The sequence below is a fragment of the Xanthomonas nasturtii genome (genome assembly GCF_023337365.3).
Taxonomy (GTDB): domain Bacteria; phylum Pseudomonadota; class Gammaproteobacteria; order Xanthomonadales; family Xanthomonadaceae; genus Xanthomonas; species Xanthomonas nasturtii.
In genome coordinates this window covers 815,606-834,288 of the sequence record NZ_CP142084.2, presented here as the reverse complement: position 1 = coordinate 834,288, position 18,683 = coordinate 815,606, and the positions used below count along the sequence as shown (strand labels likewise).

Below are 18,683 nucleotides of genomic sequence, written 5' to 3'. Positions count from 1 at the left end.
AGACCTGCAGTTCTAGAGCGCTACAACTGATCCATCGATTCCGTCCAACCATCTCGAAACACTCAAGATGTGCTGACGCAATGACTTGGCCGCCACAAAGCCCGGCCAAACGCCTGACAGCCGCACCCACGGATTATTTCGACGCGTACACCGCATCGGGCATCATGTGCGCATGAAGATCTATCTCGTTGGCGGCGCAGTCCGCGATGCATTGCTTGGCCAGCCGGCTGGCGACCGCGACTGGGTGGTGGTGGGTGCCGATCAGGCGCAGATGGAAGCGCAGGGCTTCAAACCGGTTGGCAAGGATTTTCCGGTGTTTTTGCATCCGCGCAGCGGCGAGGAATACGCACTGGCGCGCACCGAGCGCAAGTCCGGCCGCGGCTATCGCGGCTTCGTGGTGGATGCCGATCCGTCGGTGACGCTTGAAGAAGATCTGCTGCGCCGCGATTTCACCATCAATGCGATCGCGCGCGACGAGGACACGGGCGAGCTGTTCGACCCGTACAACGGCGCACGCGACCTGGAGGCGCGCGTCCTGCGGCATGTTGGCCCGGCATTTGTCGAAGATCCCGTGCGCGTGTTGCGTGCTGCGCGCTTCATGGCGCGGCTGGCGCCGCTGGGCTTTGCCATCGCGCCGGAGACTGCGTCACTGATGCGGGAAATGGCAGCCAGCGGTGAGCTGGACAGCCTGGTGCCCGAGCGCGTGTGGCAGGAGCTGCGTCGCGCATTGACCTGCGCGCAGCCATCGGCATTCCTGCGCACCTTGCACGCGACCGATGCGCTACGCGTCATCCTGCCCGAGCTCGATGCGCTGTATGGCGTGCCGCAGCGCGCCAAGTTCCATCCGGAAGTGGATACCGGCATCCACCAGGAAATGGTCAGCGACATGGCCGCGCAGCTGGCGCCAGGCGATGCGTTGGTCGGCTTTGCTGCACTTACTCACGATCTGGGCAAGGCATTCACACCGCCGGAGGAATGGCCGCGCCACGTCATGCACGAACAACGCGGCGTCGCTCCGCTGCAGACGCTGTGCGAACGCCTCAAGGTGCCGCAGGATTACCGCCAGCTTGCCGTCACCGCCTGCCGCGAACACTTGAACGTGCATCGCCTGGCCGAACTGCGCGACCGCACCGTGCACGAGCTACTGGTGCGCTGCGATGGCTTCCGCCGCCCCGAGCGCATCGCGCAGCTGGCATTGGTATGCGAAGCCGACAAGCGTGGCCGCCTGGGTAGCGAAGATGACGCGTACCCACAAGGCGAAGAACTCAAGCGACTGCACGCCGCTGCCCTGGCAATCAACGCGCGCGACCTGGCAGCCAATGGCCTGCAAGGCCCGCAGATCGGTGAAGCATTGGCAAAGGCGCGCATTGCGGCCATTGCCGCCGCGCGCAGTTTAAAGCGCGCGGAGTGAGCGCTGGTTGCCTGCTGGGCCGCTGGCGTCCATACCCGTGGCGGATCGCCGAGGCAGCAAGTAGAGCGGCAAAAAACGTTGCGAGCGGCCGTCAGCTGGATGCAGATGGCAGCGGAACCGGAGTGCAGGCGTGGCACACGCCGATGCCGAGCATAGGCCACGATCCGGTAGCGGATGCGCAGTAGTCTTTGACGCTCTTCATCGTGCATGCCTTCTCGCGCCTATGCGGCCGCCGGTATTCCCTGGTACATCGGCATCACCAAGCGCACCTCGTCGTTGCGCAACTCGAAAACCGCAGGGTTCGAAAGAGGCACACCCAGCCTCGCAGTGGCGTGACGGCCAACGCCCTCCACGCGCCGTGCGTGCGCTTCCCCCGAACCATGCGCTTTACAGCTTGAAATTCAGGCTCAACATGAAGGAGCGGCCGTTTTTATAAATGTAGTACGGCTGGTTCTTGTTGCCGATATAGCTGAAGTAGGTTTCGTCCAGCAGGTTCGTGGCCTCCAGCGCCACGCGCAGGCGCTCGGTGGCCTGATAACCGAACGATGCATCCACCTGGGTGAACGCATCGGTCATCTGCTGACCGTTGAGCCGCCCGATCTGGGTGAAGTATTCCGAACGCCAGCCCAGATTCACCCGCGCGCTCCACTTGCCTTGCTCGTAGTACGGGCTGATGTTGTAGGCATTGCGCGAGTTGTACGGCAGGCTGTAGTCGCCGTCGGTGTTGGAATCGGAATAGGTGTAGTTGGCCACCACGCCGAAGCCGTTGCCGAAGTTGTGCTGCAGATTGAGCGCCACGCCTTGCACCTTGGCATCGCCGGCATTGGTTGGCACCGATGTCTGATACGTGCTGGACCCGCCGGTGGCGTTGTTGAAGAACACGCGGTCCTGCACGGTGGTCAGGATGTAGTTGGAGATATCGCGCGAGAAAAATTCGCCACTGAGCAGGCTGCTGTCGGAGAAATACCACTCCAGCGATGCGCCGAGGTTGGTCGATTCGTACGGGCTCAAGCCTGGATTGCCGGTGGAGGCGGTCAGCGTGGTGTCGTCGGTGGCCACATACGGGGTCATGTTGGTATAACGCGGCCGCGCGATCACCTTGGAGGCGGCAAAGCGCAGCATCAGATCGTCGCGCAGGTCATACGCAATATTGAACGCCGGTAGCCATTTGCCGTAGCTGCTGAGGAAATTGACCGGCGTATAGCCGCCGCCTGGCGCGTAGCTGAAACCATCGGTGGAATCGCGCGTATGCACATAGCGCACACCGATGTTGCCGCGATAGCGCTCGCCGGAGAAGTTGCCTTGCAGGAACCACGCACGGTTCTGCTCTTCGATGCTGTAGTTGCCGGCATAACTTATCGGCAGCCCGTCATCGCCCTCCAACCCGCCGATGTATCGACTGATCGCACCGCTGTTGATGGTCGACCAGCGCTGCATGTCGGCACTGGTCGATAGGCCGTCCAGATACCCGGACGGCGTGGTGCCAGGCGAAAACGCCGCGAGGGTGCTGCCATCGTTCGGGGTCCAGGTACGGCTGTACGCCGATTGCCCAGTGGCGTGATTGGTGAGCTTGATGCCGGTCAGGATCTGCGTGAACGGTCCCCACTCCACCGCATGGTCGAAATCCAGCTGCAGATAGCGCTCTTTGTCGTACTGCGGGCTGTGGCTGGCCGAGGCGTTGTTGAGTTGCATCGCTGCGGCATTGGTGGGGTCGGTGCTGTAGTCCATCGCGGTGCGGCGCCCGTCGATGTTGTAGCTGTAGCCTGCCAGGTTGCGGAACTGGATGCCGTAGATGCGCTCGGCACCGCCTTGCGAGCTGGTGTAGCCCACCTGGCTGGACGCATTCCAGCCATCGCCATGCCAGTCGGTGCGTAAATGGATGCTGCCGGTGGTGACATCGCTGTTGCGCAGATAGCCGTCCAGATAGGTGTTGGACTGGTCGCCGAACGTGCCCGAGGTGGCCACGCCATTCTCGAATCCCAAGGCCTGCGCATCGCCCGGCGTAGAACCCCAATAACCGTAACGGCTCTGGTTGTAGTTGTCGAAACTTTCCTTGACGTACAGGCCGGTCAGATTGAGCTCGAAATCACTGTCCGGCTTCCATTGCAGCGCAGCGCTGACGCCGTCTCGCTTGCGCGTCTGCTGGAACAACGCGGTATTGATCGAGGTGGGAAACACGCCAGTGTTGTTACCGACTACCCCCGGCGGAAACCCGGTGCCCTGCACATTGTCGTAGCCGAAGATTTCCACGCCGTCGCGGCGCAACACGCGCTGCGAATGCATCACCGAGGTGAGCACGCCCAGGGTTTCGTCCTGGTTCTTCCAGCTGTACAACGCCGACGCATTCGGCTTGCCTTCGTCGGAACGATCGTTGTAGCCGTAGCTCACGGTGCCGGTGAGCGTATTGCGATCCAGATCCAGCGGCTTGCGCGTGTGCACGATCACGGTGCCACCGATGGAGCCTTCATCGATCCGCGCTTCCGGGGTCTTGTAGATCTCCATCAGGCCGACCACCTCCGGCGCCAGCGTGCTGTAGTTGAACGAGCGGCTGTCCGGGTCGTTGGGGTCGCCGCCCCAACTGGTCGATGCAATGGTCTGGCCATTGAGCAGCACGCGATTGAGCGCCGGATCGGTGCCCAGGATGCTGACTTTTTCGCCTTCGCCGAACTGCCTGTCCACGGTGATGCCGGACAGCCGCGACAACGATTCGGCCACGTTGGTATCGGGAAATTTGCCGATGTCTTCGGCGCTGATCGCATCGACGATCGCATCGGCATTGCGCTTGACGTTGAGCGCCTTGCCCAGGCTGGCCTGGTAGCCCACCACCTTGATTTCATCCAGCGTGGAAACCGATGGATTGGTTTGCGCGGGCGCTTTTTGCTGCGCAGGTGCAGGCTGTTCCTGCGCGAATGCGGGAAGCGCTGCAACGCAGGCAACGGTGGCGCCACCGACAAGCAAGCACCTGACGGCGGCACTCAATGGAGAGCGGCATAGCGCAGCGATGGACGCATGCACTTGCACACAACGGGATGAAGCGAACAGATGGGGAAACAGCATTGCATGGACCTCGTAACTGATGTCGGATGGCAACCGTGTGGTTGCGCAACGACGCGCGACGCGCGTGTCATGCCCGTAATCCGCCCCCTGTACCGGATACGAGCGACCACCCGCATTCCATGACGGCATGCGGGTAACGCCAAGCCGCGAGATGCGCGGCCGGCAATGTTTTTCTCGAACGTGGAGCAGCGTCTCTTCGCTGACAACGTTATCAACGAAGGTGCCTTTCGTGAGCGGCGCTGTCAACTCATGCGCACGAACGCGGTTTTTTATGCGCTGAACAGCGTGTTTTGTGCAGATATCTGGATGACCGCGTGACCGTCGTCTCACTGCTTTCGGCGCGCATGCAGACCGCTGCGCCTTGCTGCCTACTGCCACACCGCTGCGCGCACGATGGTGCGGTGCAGAGTGTTCGCGCGCGCAGAGTGTGGTTTGCATGAAACGTCGGCAACGCGTAACGACGATGAAGAGACGCCGCACTGCGCGACGTAGGCGAAGGTTGCAACGATGCGACACGCCATGAACGCCGCGCGTGGTCGCGCGACGCAAGCGTAACGCTTACTCCCGCTGCCCGGCCACCCAGGTGCTCAACACCTGCACATCTGCATCCACCAACACCAGGTCGGCTTGATAGCCGGGCGCGATGCGTCCCAGGCGGTCGCCCAGGCCGATGCATTGCGCGGGATAGGTGGAGGCCATGCGTGCGGCTTCGGCCAGATCCACGCCCAGCCACTGCACGCTGTTGCGCACGGCGGTGGCCATGTCCAGTGCGGAGCCGGCCAGTGCGCCATCGGCATTGCGCACCACGCCGTCCACGGCGGTGATGGTCTCGCCATACAGATCGAAGCTGGGGCTGTCGCTGCCGACCATCGGCATGGCATCGGTGACCAGCAGCAGCTTGCCGCGTGGCTTGGCCGCCAGGGCCACGCGCAGGCTGGCGGGATGCACGTGCACGCCATCGACGATGACGCCGCACCACACAGTGGGGTCTTCCAGCGCCGCGCCGACTGCGTTGGGCTCGCGCCCGGCCAGTTGCGACATCGCGTTGTACACATGCGTAAAGCCGCTGACGCCTGCGGCGATGCCAGCGCGCGCCTGCTCGTAAGTCGCCGCAGTATGCCCGGCGAACACGATCGCGCCGCCGGCAACAAAGGCACGGATATCGTCCAGCGGCACGCGCTCGGGCGCGAGCGTGATCAGGGTGACGCCGTTATCCAACGAGGTGTCGACCGCAATCTCGTGCGCGTCCGGCACGCGGAACTTGTGCGCGTCGTGCGTGCCCTTGCGCGCGGGGCTGAGGTACGGGCCTTCCAGATGGATGCCGAGCACGCCCGGCACGCCTTGCGCGATTGCAGCACGCGTTGCATCGATCGCTTCGGCCATCACCTCGGCAGTGTCGCTGATCAGCGTGGGCAGCATGCCGGTGGTGCCGAAGCGGCGATGCGCCGCGGCGATGGTGGCCAATGCCTGCGGGTCGCGTGCGTTGTTGAACAACACCCCGCCGCCGCCGTTGACCTGGATGTCGATGAAACCCGGCAACAAGGTGGCGCCGCCCAGATCCACGCGCATATGCGCCTGCGCAACGCGCGGGTCGTCTGCCGGCACAATCGCCTGGATCTGCGTGCCAGCCAGCACCACGACCAGGCCATCCTGCAATCCGTTGTCGGTGAGCACGCGTGCGTTGCACAGTGCCTGAGTCGTGAAAGCGTGCATGATCAGACGGTTTCCGTGACCTTGTTCAGATGCGGCGGCAAATCGGGATTGTGGCCGCGCTGCAGCGCCAATGCGTTGATCGCGCGATAGAAGCTCTGCACGGTGAGCAGCGGTGCGCAGGCAGGATGCGCGGCATCGGCAAGCGGCAGGTCGCCATCGGGCGCGGCCAGCCACACCTGCGCGCCACGCGCGCGGAATTCGGCGGCGAGTGCGCGCGTGCCGGCACCGGTTTCGTCCGGCTGGGCAAACACCAAGACCGGAAAACCCGGGCCCACCAATGCCATCGGGCCATGCTTGACCTCGGCCGAGCTGTAGGCTTCGGCATGCAGGCCGCAGGTTTCCTTGAACTTCAATGCCGCTTCCTGCGCCGCGCCCAGGCCCAGGCCGCGGCCCAGCACGAACAGGTTATGCGCGGGCGTCAAACCGGTGGTCAGTGCCGACCAATCGGCCTGCCAGGCATTGCGCAGTTGCTGCGGCAATGCATCCACTGCCGCGAGCAGTGCCGGGTCGTTCTTCCACACGGCACCCAGCTGCAGCACCGCTGCCAGCGAGGCGAGGTAGCTCTTGGTGGCAGCCACGCTGTTTTCCGGGCCTGCGCCGAGCGGAATCACCACATCGGCCAGCTGCGCCAGCGGCGAATCTTCCACGTTGACCAGGGCGACCACGCGCGCGCCGGCGGCCTTGGCCGCTTCGGCATTGCGCAGCAGGTCCGGGCTCTTGCCCGATTGCGAAATCACGATGTACAGCGCGCCACGCAGTTGCAGCGGCGCTGCATACACCGAGCCCACCGACGGCGACGCAGACGCAGTGACGATGCCGAGCTGGGTTTCGAACAGATATTTGGCGTAGGTGGCGGCGTGATCGGAACTGCCGCGCGCGCAGGTCACCACGAACGGTGGCGGATTGTCGCGCAGCGACTGCGCAAGCGCGGCGATGGTGTCGGCATTGCGGGCGAACTGTGCAGCAACCACGTCGGCAGTCTGCGCCGCCTCGCGGAACATCAAGGTGTCGGTTTCGGTGGGAAGGCTCATCGTGGCTCAGGCGGATTCGGGAGGAAGGGGTTTGCCGGTGGACGCAGGCGCCGGCGCGGTGGAGCCGCGCACCACCAGTTGCGGTACGAAGCCGCGGTTCTGCAATTGCGCGGGCTGGTCGTCGTAGGCATCGCTGCGCAACTGGCTGATCAGCAAGCGTGCGGCATGCCGTGCGATGTCTTCGGTGGCCTGCTTGGCGGTGGTCAATGCCGGCCACGACTGGCGCGAGAACGGGCTGTCCTCGAAGCCGGCGATCGATAGCTGATACGGCACGTTCATGCCGGTGGATTTGGCCGCCGCCAGCACGCCGGCGGCGATTTCGTCGTTGCTGCCGAAGATGGCCGTGGGCGGTTCGCGCAACGACAACAACCGACGCGCGCCACGGAAGCCATCGTCGAAGGTGTAGTCGCCGGGAATCACCAGGTGTTTGTCCAGGCCGATGCCGTAATCTTTCAACGCCGCTTCGTAGCCGGCATAGCGCTCGCCACTGGAACGGTGCTGCGAGCCGCCCCACAGAAAGCCGATGCGCTGATGACCGAGCTGGATCAGGTGCTCGGTGATTTCATACGCGGCATCGCGGTCGTCGATGTAGACGCACGGGCCATCGCCGGGATCTTTGGTGGAGGCGATGATGCGCACGCTCTTGATGCCGCGCGCGGCCAGACCGGCCAGCAGTTCCGGGCGTTCGGACATCGGCGCGGTCAACACCACGCCGGCCAGACGCGAACGCTGCACCCATTCGGCCAGTTCTTCGGCCAGCAGCGGCGAAGTGGAATCGCAGGGATGGATCTGCAGGCCGAAGCCGGTTTCGCGGCAGGCGGCCAGCACGCCGTTCTGGATGCCGATGATGTGGTACGGGTTGGGGTTGTCGTAGACCAGGCCGATCACGAACGGCGTGCCGCTGCGCAGGTTGCGCGCAGACGGATCGGGCTCGTAGTCGAGATCGGCGATGGCGCGCAGCACGCGCGCGCGCGTGGCCTGCATCACCGAGGGCTCGTTGTTGATCACCCGCGACACGGTCTTCAACGAGACCTTGGCGCGCTCGGCGACGTCTTTGATGGTGGGCCTGCGCATGGGTGTGCCTTGTTCGTCGGGACGCATCATGCTGGCGGGTTCACTTGGCCTGGGCCGGCAGGCCCACGCGGTGACCGCGCAGCGAATAGAACAGGATGTACAGATAGCACGGCACCATCAACGCAGCGAACACGACCTGGAAGTCGTAGTGCTGTTTGAGAATGGCGAACAGCTGCGGAATGATCGCGCCGCCGGCAATGCCCATCACCAGCAGTGCCGAGCCGATTTCGGTAAAGCGGCCCAGCCCGCGAATGGCCAGCGGAAAGATCGCCGGCCACATCATGGCGTTGGCAAACCCAAGCGCAGCCACGAAGCCCACCGACACGTAACCGTGGGTGAGCAAGGCGCCGAGCGAGAACAGCACGCCCAGCACCGCCGACACGCTCAGGTAACGCGCCTGCGAAATGACGTTGGGAATCATCACCAGGCCGGCGATGTAGCCGAGCAACATCGCGCCCAGCGTGTAGGAGGTGAACAGCTTGGTGCTGTCCAGCGGCAGATCGAAGCCGTGGCCGTAGGTACCGATGGCATCGCCGGCCATCACTTCCACACCCACGTAGACGAACAGGCACAACACGCCCAGCCACAGATGCGGGAACTGGAAGATGCTGGATTTCTGCGCGCCGGCCGCGCTGCCGGGCGTGGCATTGGCTTCGGAGGCCTTGAGCTCGGGCAACGGCGAAAACAGCACGCCGATGGCCAGCACCAGCAACACCCCGGACATCACCAGATACGGCGCGTGGATCTTGGCCGCAAACGCGGTGAGCAACTGTTCCTTGGCGGCCGGCGTGGCACTGGCCACCTGCGCGGACAGATCGCCGATCCCGTGCAATACCAGCGAGCCGATCAGGATCGGCGCCAGGATGCCGGCGATCTTGTTGCAGATGCCCATCAGCGCGATGCGGCGCGCGGCGCTTTCGATCGGCCCGAGAATGCTGATGTAGGGGTTGATCGCCGTCTGCAGCAAGGCCAGGCCGCTACCGATCACGAACAGCCCGCCCAATGCGCCCGGATACCAGCGCTGCGTGGCGAATTGGCCGAATCCGGCTGCACCTACCGCCATCACCACCAGGCTCAGCGCCAGGCCCTTCTTCATGCCGGTGCGTTTGAGAATCCACGACGACGGCAACGCCAGAAAGAAGTACGACAGGTAGAACACCATCAGCACCAGAAACGCGTTGACCTCGTTGAGGTCGAACGCCAGCCGCACGAAGGTGATCAGCGGCCCGTTGATCCAGGTGAAAAAGCCGATGATGAAAAACAGCACGCCGACGATGGCGATCGAGACAACGGGACTTGCGGGCCTGGCGGTAGTCATGGATCGGCGGGCTCTGAGGTTGTCGTGAGGAATGCCGGCGGCGTCAGCGGCGCAGTTCGGCGACGAAATCGTAGAAATCGTTGTGGCAATAGGTGTCGGTCAATTCGATCGCGCTGCCATCGCGGGCATAGCCCACGCGCACCACGTGCAGAATCGCCTCGCCGGTTTTCATGCGCAGGTGTTCGGCCAGCCGCGCCGGCAGGTTGATCGCGCGGAAATACTGCAGCGCGCGCACCACCGGCGTGCCCTGCGCATCCAGGTAGCTGTACAGCGAATCGCCGATCTGCTGTGGGTCGGCGACGATGCGTTGCGGCAGCACCGCGTTCTCGTAAGCCATGACGCGGTCGTCGGCGCTGCGCAGGCGCGTGAGCGAAGCCACCGCCGCATCCGGCGACAACCCCAGCCGCAGGATTTCTTCACCGTGTGCCGGGCGCAACCGCCGCTCCAGCCAGCGCGTGCCGGGCTCGTAGCCCTTGATGCGCAGCGTCTCGCTGAAGCTGGTGAGGCCACTGAGTTGATGCTGGATCTGGGTGGTGACGAAGGTGCCGGCGCCCTGCCGGCGCGAAACCAGGCCTTGTTCGACCAGCACATCCACCGCCTGGCGCAGGGTCACCCGCGAGATCTGCAGGCGCTCGCACAGCTGGCGCTCGGCCGGCAGCGCCTCGCCGGCCTTCCACTGGCCGCCACGGATGGCGTCGGTGAGCTTGCCGGCCAATTGCAGATACAGCGGGGTCGGCGCGGACGCGTCCAGGTGCAGGTCGTCCAATCGCTTGTCGGCGTCCGCCCTGACCTTGACCATCGGTTGTGTCTACCTGCCGGAATTCGATAGGTCCAATATAGTACCAATCGGCGGCGTGGCACCAGTCCCGTGGTCTTGAATGGCAGGAAATCTCTGCCTGAAAGCTGAGACGGGCAGCGGCGGATATTGCATGGCACTCATCAGAGTGCCGAACTAAGCCAGGACCGGCGCGGGTTTGGCAGCGCTTGCAGGCAGGCAGGTGATGGACCGGTTTCAGATGGGCGACAGACACACGCGCACCGACCGATCAGACCAATTCATAAACGGAGTGGAACACGCTAAGTGCTGTCTGGCTGGCACTGCAGTTGGACTGAATGGCGTCAAGGCGCCTTCGCTGCGACTACCGGCTGTAGTGAGCCACCGCCAATGGTCGCCGCCGCGCCACCGAACCGGTTACAGGCGCCCCTGATCGACCCGCACCAGCGAGCGCTCCGGCGTCTGCGTGAAGCCGAGCAGTTGCAAGCCAAGCTGCAGGGCGCTGTCCTTGCCCGGTTCGACCTGCGTGCGCCATTGCCAGTGACCATCGCGCTGCAGGCGCAGCTCGGCGCTGAGGTCGACGCCCTCGGGCAGGCCGCCATCGGGCGTGAGCGCCAGCACCACCGCAGCGTCCACGCACTGGGGGCTACCGCGCAGGCGTAGCGGCAACAGCCCTGCTGCTTCGCCCGCAGGAGTGGGGAGCACCTGTACTGCGACGTCGCCGCCGGCCTGTGTGCAGCGCGTGCTGTCGAAGATGGCGCGGACATCGCGCAGGTCGATCGACAGATCCATCGACGTGAGCCCGCCCGGCTTACGCAACAGCATGCGCCCGTTGGCCTGCTCCATGCCGTGGCGCGCGCCCTGCAGGACCACCAGCTGTGCGGTGGTCGCGGTCAGCTGCATCTGGCGCTCGCCGCGCAGCAGCGGCCACGCGCGCAGACGCACGCCAACATCGCCCAGTTCCTGCGTGTTCCAGGTCACCCCACGCAGGGTGCCCTTCCAAAGCGAGCCCTGTGCTTCGAGCACTGCAACTGGCAACGTCTCGACCGGCATCGCCAATCGCAATGGGAACGTTGCGATCACCCCGAACGCACCCAGCAAGGCGATGAGTAACAGCCAACGCAGCCGTGTCATGGCGCGATGCCCGCAAACGTGCAACGCACCTGCAACTGGCCGTCGCGGCGGGTGATATCGAGCGCGCTCGGTGCCAGGTTGTCACGTTGGCGGAGTTGCTCCAGCCAGGAAAACAGCACGGTGCTGGTCACTGCGTCGATCTGCAGTTCGAGCGTTCCCGGGGCGCCGGGCGACGGAGTGACGATGAGGATACCGGCCTCGTGCGCGCTGCGCAGAACGCGCGCGCGCGGCACCGCTGCAGTCACGCTATCGCGCTGCAACGCGCGTGCGTGCAGCAGCTGTTCTGCTGCGACGTCGTAGCGGGCCTGCGCGGCGGTGCGCCAGTGCCGCATCGGCACCACCACCAAGTACCAGGCGACGAACGCGGCCACCGCGATGAGCATCACCGACAACATGATGCGCTCGCGTGGCGCGCGTGCCTGCCACCAATCGTGCGTGCGCTGCGGCAGGCTGCTCATCGCGGTGGCTCCAGTTCCATCGGGGTACGCACTTTATCGTGCTGGGGTTGACGTGTGCCGGGCCGCAGCTGCCAGCCTGCAGCGCTGAGCCGCGCCGACAACTGCTGCACCTGCGCTGCATCGCCATGCAGCAAGGTGACGCGCAATGGGCCGGCAGGGTGGTACGTCAGCGCGTCCAGTTCTGCACCGGGGATTGCATCGATGGCGGAAAATAACGTCGCAAGCTCGGTAGCGAATGCGGTCGCTGAGGGTGTGGGGTGCCGAGGCTGTGGTGCGCTTGCACTTACCCGCGTGCCCGGCATTGCCATTGCGCGCCGTTGCAACAGCTGCGCGCCAATCTCGTAACGCAGCGTCTGCGCCAGCAGCAACAACAGCGGCGAGATCACCAACACTCCAAGCAGCGCTGCCAATGTGCGCGAACTGAAGCCAGAACGTTTTTGCGGCTGCGCTGCGAAAGCGTGTTGGCGCAAATTGAGCGGCGCTGTGGCGGCATGGCGCGCGAACTGGGCAATGGCGCGCTGCGGATCTGCTTCCGGCGGCAGCGTTTCCGCATGCGGTTGTGCGGCGAGCAGCAGCTGCGCAAGCGGCGGCTCCAGGCTGCAAGCCAGGCGCGGCCCGCGCAGCAGCCAGCACCCATCCCATTCCACCACGGTGGGTGCCTGTTCGGCATCGGCGTTGTCCAGCAACAGACAATCCGGCACCACCGCATCGGGCACCACACCCACACTCGCGGCGCGCTGCAACCACTGGTGCATCAGCGCAGCGTCCACGGCCGCAACCAGGCGTGCGCCATCGAGCTCGGCCTGTTCAGCGATCGCCACATGCAAGGCCTGCGCATCGGTGGCCAGATGCGCGGCCAGTTGCAGCCGCGCGGCCGCCACCGATTGCGCAACGCTGCGGCCCGGCAGCGTCATCCAGCGCAGATGCACCGCGCTGCCCGGTACCACCAGCAGCGTGCGCGCTGAGCGTTCGTGCAGTGCGCTGGGCGTGTGCTGCGCCACGGTGTGCCCCTGCGCATCCACGCGCACGGCAATGGGTTCGGCCGCGGCATCGGCTGGCAGCAACAGCAAGCAACTACTCATTCGTCGGAACTCCATTGGCGCGCCACCAGCCGCACACGGCCGGCCGCTTCCTGTTGCAGCAACGCTTCCAGCAGGACCTGCGCGCCGGCATGGTCCACCTGGCTGTAGAGCGAAAAATAATGGGTGCGGAGTTCGATCTGCTCCAACACTGCATTGGAAGGCTCGGCCTGCAGCAACGCCGGCTGGCTCAGGAACGTCCTGACGTCGCGCCATCCTCCGGCCGGCCGTGCGGCGATGACGCGTCGCGCGGCCGGCAACGCCAATGCACCGCCGGTCAGGGCGACCAGCACCGGCGCGTCTTCCAGGCGCAGCGTGTTGACGTTGATCGGCGACAAGCGCGCCTCCGGCAATGCGCAGACATACGGCCGCAGTTGCGCGATCAGCTGTGGCGTATAGCCGACGATGGTGCGCAGTTCGCTGACGCCTGCCAGCAAGGTCGCACCGGTACGCAGCGGCACGGCAGCCTGCAGGTAGCGCTCGTCTTCGGCACCGTGCGCACCGGGCTGCGCGTCGCTGTCGATCCAGTCCACCAGCGCATCGGTCAGCGCCTGCGCCTGTTGCGGGGCGATGCCCAGCACTTCGAGCAAGGCGCGATACTGACGTGCACCTTCATCGCTGCGCTGCCATTGCTCGGGCGCACCGACAACCACGCTGTTGAGATTGAAGCAGCCGCCGCGGTCGCGCAGGCGCACGCTCACGGCACCGTCGTCCAACGGAAAGCGGACCGGCTGGTCCTTCCAGCCGCCGTCCAGGGTGGTGCGCAGCGGATCGCGCTTTGCCAAGGCCTGCAACCGTTGCCGCGCGACGGCCTCGCTCCCCAGTGCGTACCACTGCGCCTGCGTCATCGCCGCGCCATTGCCGCTAAGGCGCAGCCCGAAGCGCAGATCGTCCAGCACGGCGACCATCAGCAAGGTCATCACTGCAACCAGCAGCAAGACCGTGAGCAAGGCCACGCCCCGTTGCCTGGCAGGAACACACAGCGCGCTCATGTGCGCCCCTCCGGCAGCAGGAACAGCTGGCGCACCCGTCCCCAGTGGTCCAGTTCCAACTCCAGCGCGACCGCATCCGGCACTGCTTCCAGCCCGCCGCTCCAGCCATCGCTCCATTGCGCACGGTAATGGAACGCCACCACTGCCGAGCGCACACCGCGCAACAGCACCTGCGGCGTGCCGGCGGTTGCGCCGTCGAGCGCGGGGCGTGCGCTGCGCTCCAGCCGCCCATCCACCACGCGGTATTCCACGTATTGCAGCGACGCACGCGGCGCCTGGTCCGGGTTGCTCCAGCCACGCCGCACGAAGCCGAACAACGGCCCCTGCGTGCCCGGTGCGCTTGCGGCAAATGCGCTGCGGGCGGCACTGCCCTCGCTGTTGCGGGTGCGGCGCACCGCAGCCTGTTGCAGGTCGCTGCGCAGCAGGCCATGCGTCAGTTGGAAATCGCGGATCTGTTGGAGGCGCGCGCGCACGGCATCGCGCTGAGCGATGCTCTGCCGCATCACCACCACCGCCACTGCGGCCACCAGCGCGAATACCGCCAGAGCCACCAGCAGTTCGATCAAGCTGAAGCCGCGCGTGCGTTGCCTGCGGATCATTCGGCACTCCGCAGCACACTCAGGCTGGCAACCTCCTGCGCCTGGCCTGCGGCGCGCACGCGCACCTCGATCCGCAACAGGCCTGCGGCGCCGGCCGGCATCGCCTGGCGTTGCCATTCCCAGCGGCGATCGCCGAGCACTGCCTGCCCGTTCGCCGGTGCGCGTACGGTAGCAGCGGGCGCCAGCATGGCCTCGATCGCCTGATTTTCAGCCACCACCGCAGCCAGTGCCCGCTCTTCCAGCACCGCCGCCGTGCGGGTGCTCTCGCCGGACAGATTCAACAGACCGACCACCGCCATGCCGAAGATCGCCAGCGCGACCATCAGCTCGATCAGCGAGAATCCGCCCGCTGCGCGTGTGTCAGCGCGAGGGCGCATCGACCTGCACCACACCGGCGGCATCCACCATCACCTGCATCTGCTGCCGACCATCCCCCAATGCGATGCGTTGCGGCGTGGCCGCACCGGTGGGATCGAAACGCACGCTCAGTCGCTCGCTGCCGGCGGGCAACTGCGCCTGGATGCCTTGCGGCCAGCGCATGGCTGCGAACGGCGTTTCATCCAAGGCGACCCAGCGCTGCTGCGCCTGGCGACGGAACGCGTAGCCGCCGGCATCGATACTGACCTCCACCATGCGCAAACTCATGATCGCCTCGTCGCGCGCGTGCATCAGCGCGCTGGCCAGCGTATCGGCGTGATCGCGCAGATCGCGCTGCGTATCTGGCAAGGTCATCACCACCAGCGTGCTGGCAAGCGCGGTGATCACCAGCACCGCGAGCACTTCGAGCAGGGTGAAGCCGCGCGCGCGCGTTGGCGCTGCGTGCATTCGCATGCAGATGGTTGCTCGCTGTGCAGTGGCAGGCACTGTCGGCACTCAGCGCCAGTTGCCGATATCGGCGTTGTCGGCATCGCCGCCCTCTGCACCATCGGCGCCAAACGAGTACACGTCGAAGCCGCCATTGCGGCCCGGACCCCGGTATTGATAGGCGTAGCCCCACGGGTCTTCCGGCAGCCGGCGGATATAGCCACCCTGCCGATAACGCTCCGGCCGCGTCAGTCCGCTCGGCGGGTTGAGCAAGGCCTGCAGGCCTTGTTCGCTGCTCGGGTAGTTGAGGTTATCCAGCCGGTAGGTTTCCAGCGCCTGTTCCAGCACCGCCACGTCGGCGCGCGCCTTTTCGACCATCGCGCGGTCCTGGCTGGGCATCACGTTGATCATCACCACGGTGGCGAGCAGGCCGATGATGACGATGACCACCATCAGCTCGACCAGGGTGAAGCCGCGCGCACGCTTGCGCGAGGTGAGTGCGTGGACGCATGCAAGGTATTGAATGGACTGCATGAAGATCTCCGTAAGAAGCGGCCGCGCTCAACCAAGCGCGAGGGTGTTGAATTGCAGGATGGGCAACAGGATCGACAGCACGATGACCGCCACCACCCCGCCCAGCAGCACGATGATGGCCGGCTCCAGCAGGCTCATCGCGGCGGTGGTGAACGAGGCGAATTCGCGTTCCAGATAATCGGCAGCGCGCTCCAGCATCGGCGCCAGACGCCCGCTGTTTTCGCCGCTGGAAGCCATGTACAGCAGCGTCGGCGGAAACACCCCCGCGCGCTTCATCGCCGCGGCCAGGCTGCCGCCTTCGCGGATGGCGGTGACCATGCTGTCGGTGGCCAGCCGCAACGCGCGGTTGTCCACGGTGCGCGCGGCAATCATCAGGCCCTCCATCAGCGGCAGGCCGCTGTTGACCATGATCGCCAACGTGCGCGCCATGCGTGCGGCGTGCAGATCGCGGATCAGCCGGCCCAGCAGGGGCGCACGCAAGAGCGCGCGGTCTGCCGCCAGGCGCAGCGCCGGGCGTTTGAGCATGTGCAACGCGGCCACCGCCGCAACCGCCAGCGCAATGAGTAACGGGATGCCTGCATGCAACAGAAACTGCGACACGCCGATCACCGCACGCGTCAGCCAGGGCAAGGCGCGGCCCATCGAATCGAACTGGTCCACCACCTTGGGCACCACGAAGGTCATCAGCACGATCACCACCGCACCGGCCGTCAATGCAAGTGCGGCGGGATAGACCAGTGCAGACTGCAACTCGCTGCGGACCTGCGCCTGGCGTTCGAGCAAATCGGCAAGGCGTTCCAGCACCTGCGGCAACGCGCCCGCGCTTTCGCCGGCGGCCACCATCGCGCGATACAACGCGGGAAACGCCTTGCCCTGGCGTGCCATTGCATCGGACAGGCGAAACCCTTCGAGCACCAACGCATGCGTCTGGCTGGTGACCTGGCGCACGCCGCGGCGTTCGGACTGGGTGCCGATGGTGCGCAGGGCTTCTTCCAGTGGCGCGGTTTCCACCAGGGTGGAGAGCTGGCGGGTGAACAGGACCAGATCCTTGCCGCTGAAGCGCGCTGCGCGCACGGCCGTGCCGGCTGTGGCTGCGGCCGCTTCCACGCGCACCGGCACCCATTGCCGCTGCTCCAGCCGCGCACGCGCACTGTGCACGCTGTCGGCGCTGATCACGCCGTGCCGGTTGCGCCCCTGCAGATCGAGCACGGTGTAATCAAACTGCGGCATGCGCGTCGTCCTGCTGGCGGGTGACACGCAGCGCTTCTTCCAGCGTGGTCAGGCCTTGCAACACGGCGGCACGTGCGGCATCGCCCAGCCGCGGCGCGCGCGCGAAGGCCACCGCCGCCAGCGCATCTTCGTCGGCGTTGTCGCCGATCAGGCGGCGCATCGCATCGTCCACCGCAATGGCTTCGTAGATGCCCACGCGCCCGGCGTAGCCGCTGTGGTGGCAGACGCTGCAGCCCACGGCTGTGTAGATCAACGCGTCGGCAGGCGCATCCAGCAGTTGGCGCGTACCCGCATCGATCGTGCGCTCGCAGCGGCACTGCGGGCACAAGCGCCGCACCAGCCGCTGCGCCAGGATCAGCCGCAAGCTCGATGCCAGCAGAAACGGTTCGATGCCCATGTCGCGCAGGCGCGTGACCGCCCCCACCGCGTCGTTGGTGTGCACGGTGGAGAGCACCAGATGGCCGGTGAGGCTGGCCTGGACCGCGATCTGTGCGGTCTCGGTGTCGCGGATCTCGCCGATCATCACCACGTCCGGGTCCTGCCGCAGGATGGCGCGCAGGCCGGCGGCGAAGGTCATTCCCACGCGCGCGTTGACCTGGGTCTGGCCGACGCCATCGATGGCGTATTCCACCGGGTCTTCGACGGTGAGGATGTTGCGCGAGCCATCGTTGAGCAGGCTCAGCGCTGCATACAGCGTGGTGGTCTTGCCCGAACCGGTGGGCCCGGTGACCAGCACGATGCCGTTGGGCACCTGCAAGGCGCGCTGCACGGTGTGCATCACCGCCGGCGGCATGCCCAGTTGTGCCAGCGACAGCGTGCCCTGCTCCTTGTCCAGAATACGCAGCACCACCCGCTCGCTGCCGCGCGTGGGCAGCGTGGAGACGCGCACGTCCAGCGCCTTTGCGCCCATCACCAGCGACACGCGGCCATCCTGCGGGATGCGTTTTTCGGCGATATCCAGCCGCGCCATCACCTTGACCCGGGACACCAGCAACGGCGCGATGCGCCCGGGCAAGGTGGCCGCTTCGCGCATCACCCCATCCACGCGCAAGCGCACCCGCAAGCGCGATTCGTAGGATTCCAGATGCACGTCGGACGCGCCCAGGCGCGCGGCCTCGGCGATGATGCCGTTGATCAGGCGGATGATCGGCGCATCGTCCTGGCTGTCGAGCAGATCGGCAGTGGGGATGTCGTCGATCAACGAATCCAGGCTGCCATGCAGGTCCAGCGCTTCCACCTGCACGCCCTGCTCCAGCCCGGCATCGGCGTAGATCTCCGACACGTGCCGGTCGAATACCGATGGCGCCAGCGTGCGCACCTGCAGCGGCATGCCCAACGCACGGCGCAACTCGATCAAGGCCTGCACATCGCCACCTTCGCGCAGGCCGATCTGCGCGGCAGTGTCGCTGCCGAGCAACACCACGCCGTGGCGCTTGGCGAACGCATAGGAAATGCTGGCGCGTGCAGTGGTCAT

The 18,683-nt window shown here is 65.7% G+C and carries 17 protein-coding genes; 1 reads left to right on the top strand and 16 read right to left on the bottom strand.

Going from position 1 to position 18,683, the window contains the following annotated elements:
• Window positions 1-172 precede the first annotated feature (172 nt).
• Window positions 173-1,411: a multifunctional CCA addition/repair protein gene (locus M3O59_RS03520; protein ID WP_249054390.1), complete on the top strand. Its 1,239-nt coding sequence runs from the start codon at window positions 173-175 to the stop codon at window positions 1,409-1,411.
• A 387-nt stretch (window positions 1,412-1,798) separates the two neighbouring features.
• Here M3O59_RS03520 and M3O59_RS03515 read toward each other — a convergent pair whose 3' ends face one another.
• The 16 genes from M3O59_RS03515 to gspE form a co-directional block, all read right to left on the bottom strand.
• Window positions 1,799-4,468, bottom strand: coding sequence for a TonB-dependent receptor (locus M3O59_RS03515; RefSeq protein WP_181920444.1), 2,670 nt, complete (start codon window positions 4,466-4,468; stop codon window positions 1,799-1,801).
• Between the two features lie 558 nt (window positions 4,469-5,026).
• Window positions 5,027-6,181 carry an N-acetylglucosamine-6-phosphate deacetylase gene (nagA, locus tag M3O59_RS03510; RefSeq protein WP_116905024.1) on the bottom strand — a complete coding sequence of 385 codons (1,155 nt, stop codon included), beginning with the start codon at window positions 6,179-6,181 and terminating at the stop codon, window positions 5,027-5,029.
• Between the two features lie 2 nt (window positions 6,182-6,183).
• Entirely contained in the window at window positions 6,184-7,212 is a 1,029-nt protein-coding gene (locus M3O59_RS03505; protein WP_116905025.1) for an SIS domain-containing protein, read from the bottom strand.
• A 6-nt stretch (window positions 7,213-7,218) separates the two neighbouring features.
• Entirely contained in the window at window positions 7,219-8,286 is a 1,068-nt protein-coding gene (locus M3O59_RS03500) for a LacI family DNA-binding transcriptional regulator (protein WP_064630952.1), read from the bottom strand.
• Between the two features lie 40 nt (window positions 8,287-8,326).
• Window positions 8,327-9,604: a sugar MFS transporter gene (locus M3O59_RS03495; RefSeq protein WP_116905026.1), complete on the bottom strand. Its 1,278-nt coding sequence runs from the start codon at window positions 9,602-9,604 to the stop codon at window positions 8,327-8,329.
• A 43-nt stretch (window positions 9,605-9,647) separates the two neighbouring features.
• A complete protein-coding gene (locus tag M3O59_RS03490) occupies window positions 9,648-10,370 on the bottom strand; it encodes a GntR family transcriptional regulator (RefSeq protein ID WP_181920451.1) in 723 nt (240 codons plus the stop codon).
• Window positions 10,371-10,796: 426 nt separating this feature from the next.
• Entirely contained in the window at window positions 10,797-11,513 is a 717-nt protein-coding gene (gene gspN, locus M3O59_RS03485) for a type II secretion system protein N (RefSeq protein ID WP_116905027.1), read from the bottom strand.
• Window positions 11,510-11,971, bottom strand: a complete 462-nt coding sequence (gene gspM / locus M3O59_RS03480; protein WP_064630731.1) for a type II secretion system protein GspM — start codon at window positions 11,969-11,971, stop codon at window positions 11,510-11,512. Before gspM ends, gspN begins: the two co-directional genes overlap by 4 nt.
• Window positions 11,968-13,053, bottom strand: a complete 1,086-nt coding sequence (gene gspL, locus M3O59_RS03475; RefSeq protein WP_116905028.1) for a type II secretion system protein GspL — start codon at window positions 13,051-13,053, stop codon at window positions 11,968-11,970. The genes gspM and gspL overlap by 4 nt, the downstream gene beginning before the upstream one ends.
• Window positions 13,050-14,042: a type II secretion system minor pseudopilin GspK gene (gene gspK / locus M3O59_RS03470; RefSeq protein WP_116905029.1), complete on the bottom strand. Its 993-nt coding sequence runs from the start codon at window positions 14,040-14,042 to the stop codon at window positions 13,050-13,052. Before gspK ends, gspL begins: the two co-directional genes overlap by 4 nt.
• Window positions 14,039-14,641, bottom strand: a complete 603-nt coding sequence (gene gspJ / locus M3O59_RS03465) for a type II secretion system minor pseudopilin GspJ (protein WP_064630726.1) — start codon at window positions 14,639-14,641, stop codon at window positions 14,039-14,041. The genes gspK and gspJ overlap by 4 nt, the downstream gene beginning before the upstream one ends.
• A complete protein-coding gene (gene gspI / locus M3O59_RS03460) occupies window positions 14,638-15,018 on the bottom strand; it encodes a type II secretion system minor pseudopilin GspI (RefSeq protein WP_116905030.1) in 381 nt (126 codons plus the stop codon). Before gspI ends, gspJ begins: the two co-directional genes overlap by 4 nt.
• The gene (locus M3O59_RS03455) at window positions 15,002-15,472 is read right to left on the bottom strand and encodes a GspH/FimT family pseudopilin (protein WP_116905031.1); all 471 of its coding nucleotides are present in this window, start codon (window positions 15,470-15,472) and stop codon (window positions 15,002-15,004) included. Before M3O59_RS03455 ends, gspI begins: the two co-directional genes overlap by 17 nt.
• A gap of 42 nt (window positions 15,473-15,514) precedes the next feature.
• A complete protein-coding gene (gene gspG / locus M3O59_RS03450; protein WP_116905032.1) occupies window positions 15,515-15,979 on the bottom strand; it encodes a type II secretion system major pseudopilin GspG in 465 nt (154 codons plus the stop codon).
• Between the two features lie 27 nt (window positions 15,980-16,006).
• Entirely contained in the window at window positions 16,007-17,209 is a 1,203-nt protein-coding gene (gene gspF, locus M3O59_RS03445; protein WP_116905033.1) for a type II secretion system inner membrane protein GspF, read from the bottom strand.
• Complete coding sequence (gene gspE / locus M3O59_RS03440; protein WP_220375926.1) at window positions 17,196-18,683, bottom strand: type II secretion system ATPase GspE; 1,488 nt, start codon at window positions 18,681-18,683, stop codon at window positions 17,196-17,198. Before gspE ends, gspF begins: the two co-directional genes overlap by 14 nt.

Coding starts and splice junctions, on each gene's coding strand:
- M3O59_RS03520 (WP_249054390.1), top strand. CDS start 173: ATGAAGATCTATCTCGTTGGCGGCGCAGTCCGCGATGCATTGCTTGGC.
- M3O59_RS03515 (WP_181920444.1), bottom strand. CDS start 4,468: ATGCTGTTTCCCCATCTGTTCGCTTCATCCCGTTGTGTGCAAGTGCAT.
- nagA (WP_116905024.1), bottom strand. CDS start 6,181: ATGCACGCTTTCACGACTCAGGCACTGTGCAACGCACGCGTGCTCACC.
- M3O59_RS03505 (WP_116905025.1), bottom strand. CDS start 7,212: ATGAGCCTTCCCACCGAAACCGACACCTTGATGTTCCGCGAGGCGGCG.
- M3O59_RS03500 (WP_064630952.1), bottom strand. CDS start 8,286: ATGCGCAGGCCCACCATCAAAGACGTCGCCGAGCGCGCCAAGGTCTCG.
- M3O59_RS03495 (WP_116905026.1), bottom strand. CDS start 9,604: ATGACTACCGCCAGGCCCGCAAGTCCCGTTGTCTCGATCGCCATCGTC.
- gspN (WP_116905027.1), bottom strand. CDS start 11,513: ATGACACGGCTGCGTTGGCTGTTACTCATCGCCTTGCTGGGTGCGTTC.
- gspM (WP_064630731.1), bottom strand. CDS start 11,971: ATGAGCAGCCTGCCGCAGCGCACGCACGATTGGTGGCAGGCACGCGCG.
- gspL (WP_116905028.1), bottom strand. CDS start 13,053: ATGAGTAGTTGCTTGCTGTTGCTGCCAGCCGATGCCGCGGCCGAACCC.
- gspK (WP_116905029.1), bottom strand. CDS start 14,042: ATGAGCGCGCTGTGTGTTCCTGCCAGGCAACGGGGCGTGGCCTTGCTC.
- gspJ (WP_064630726.1), bottom strand. CDS start 14,641: ATGATCCGCAGGCAACGCACGCGCGGCTTCAGCTTGATCGAACTGCTG.
- gspI (WP_116905030.1), bottom strand. CDS start 15,018: ATGCGCCCTCGCGCTGACACACGCGCAGCGGGCGGATTCTCGCTGATC.
- M3O59_RS03455 (WP_116905031.1), bottom strand. CDS start 15,472: ATGCGAATGCACGCAGCGCCAACGCGCGCGCGCGGCTTCACCCTGCTC.
- gspG (WP_116905032.1), bottom strand. CDS start 15,979: ATGCAGTCCATTCAATACCTTGCATGCGTCCACGCACTCACCTCGCGC.
- gspF (WP_116905033.1), bottom strand. CDS start 17,209: ATGCCGCAGTTTGATTACACCGTGCTCGATCTGCAGGGGCGCAACCGG.
- gspE (WP_220375926.1), bottom strand. CDS start 18,683: ATGACCACTGCACGCGCCAGCATTTCCTATGCGTTCGCCAAGCGCCAC.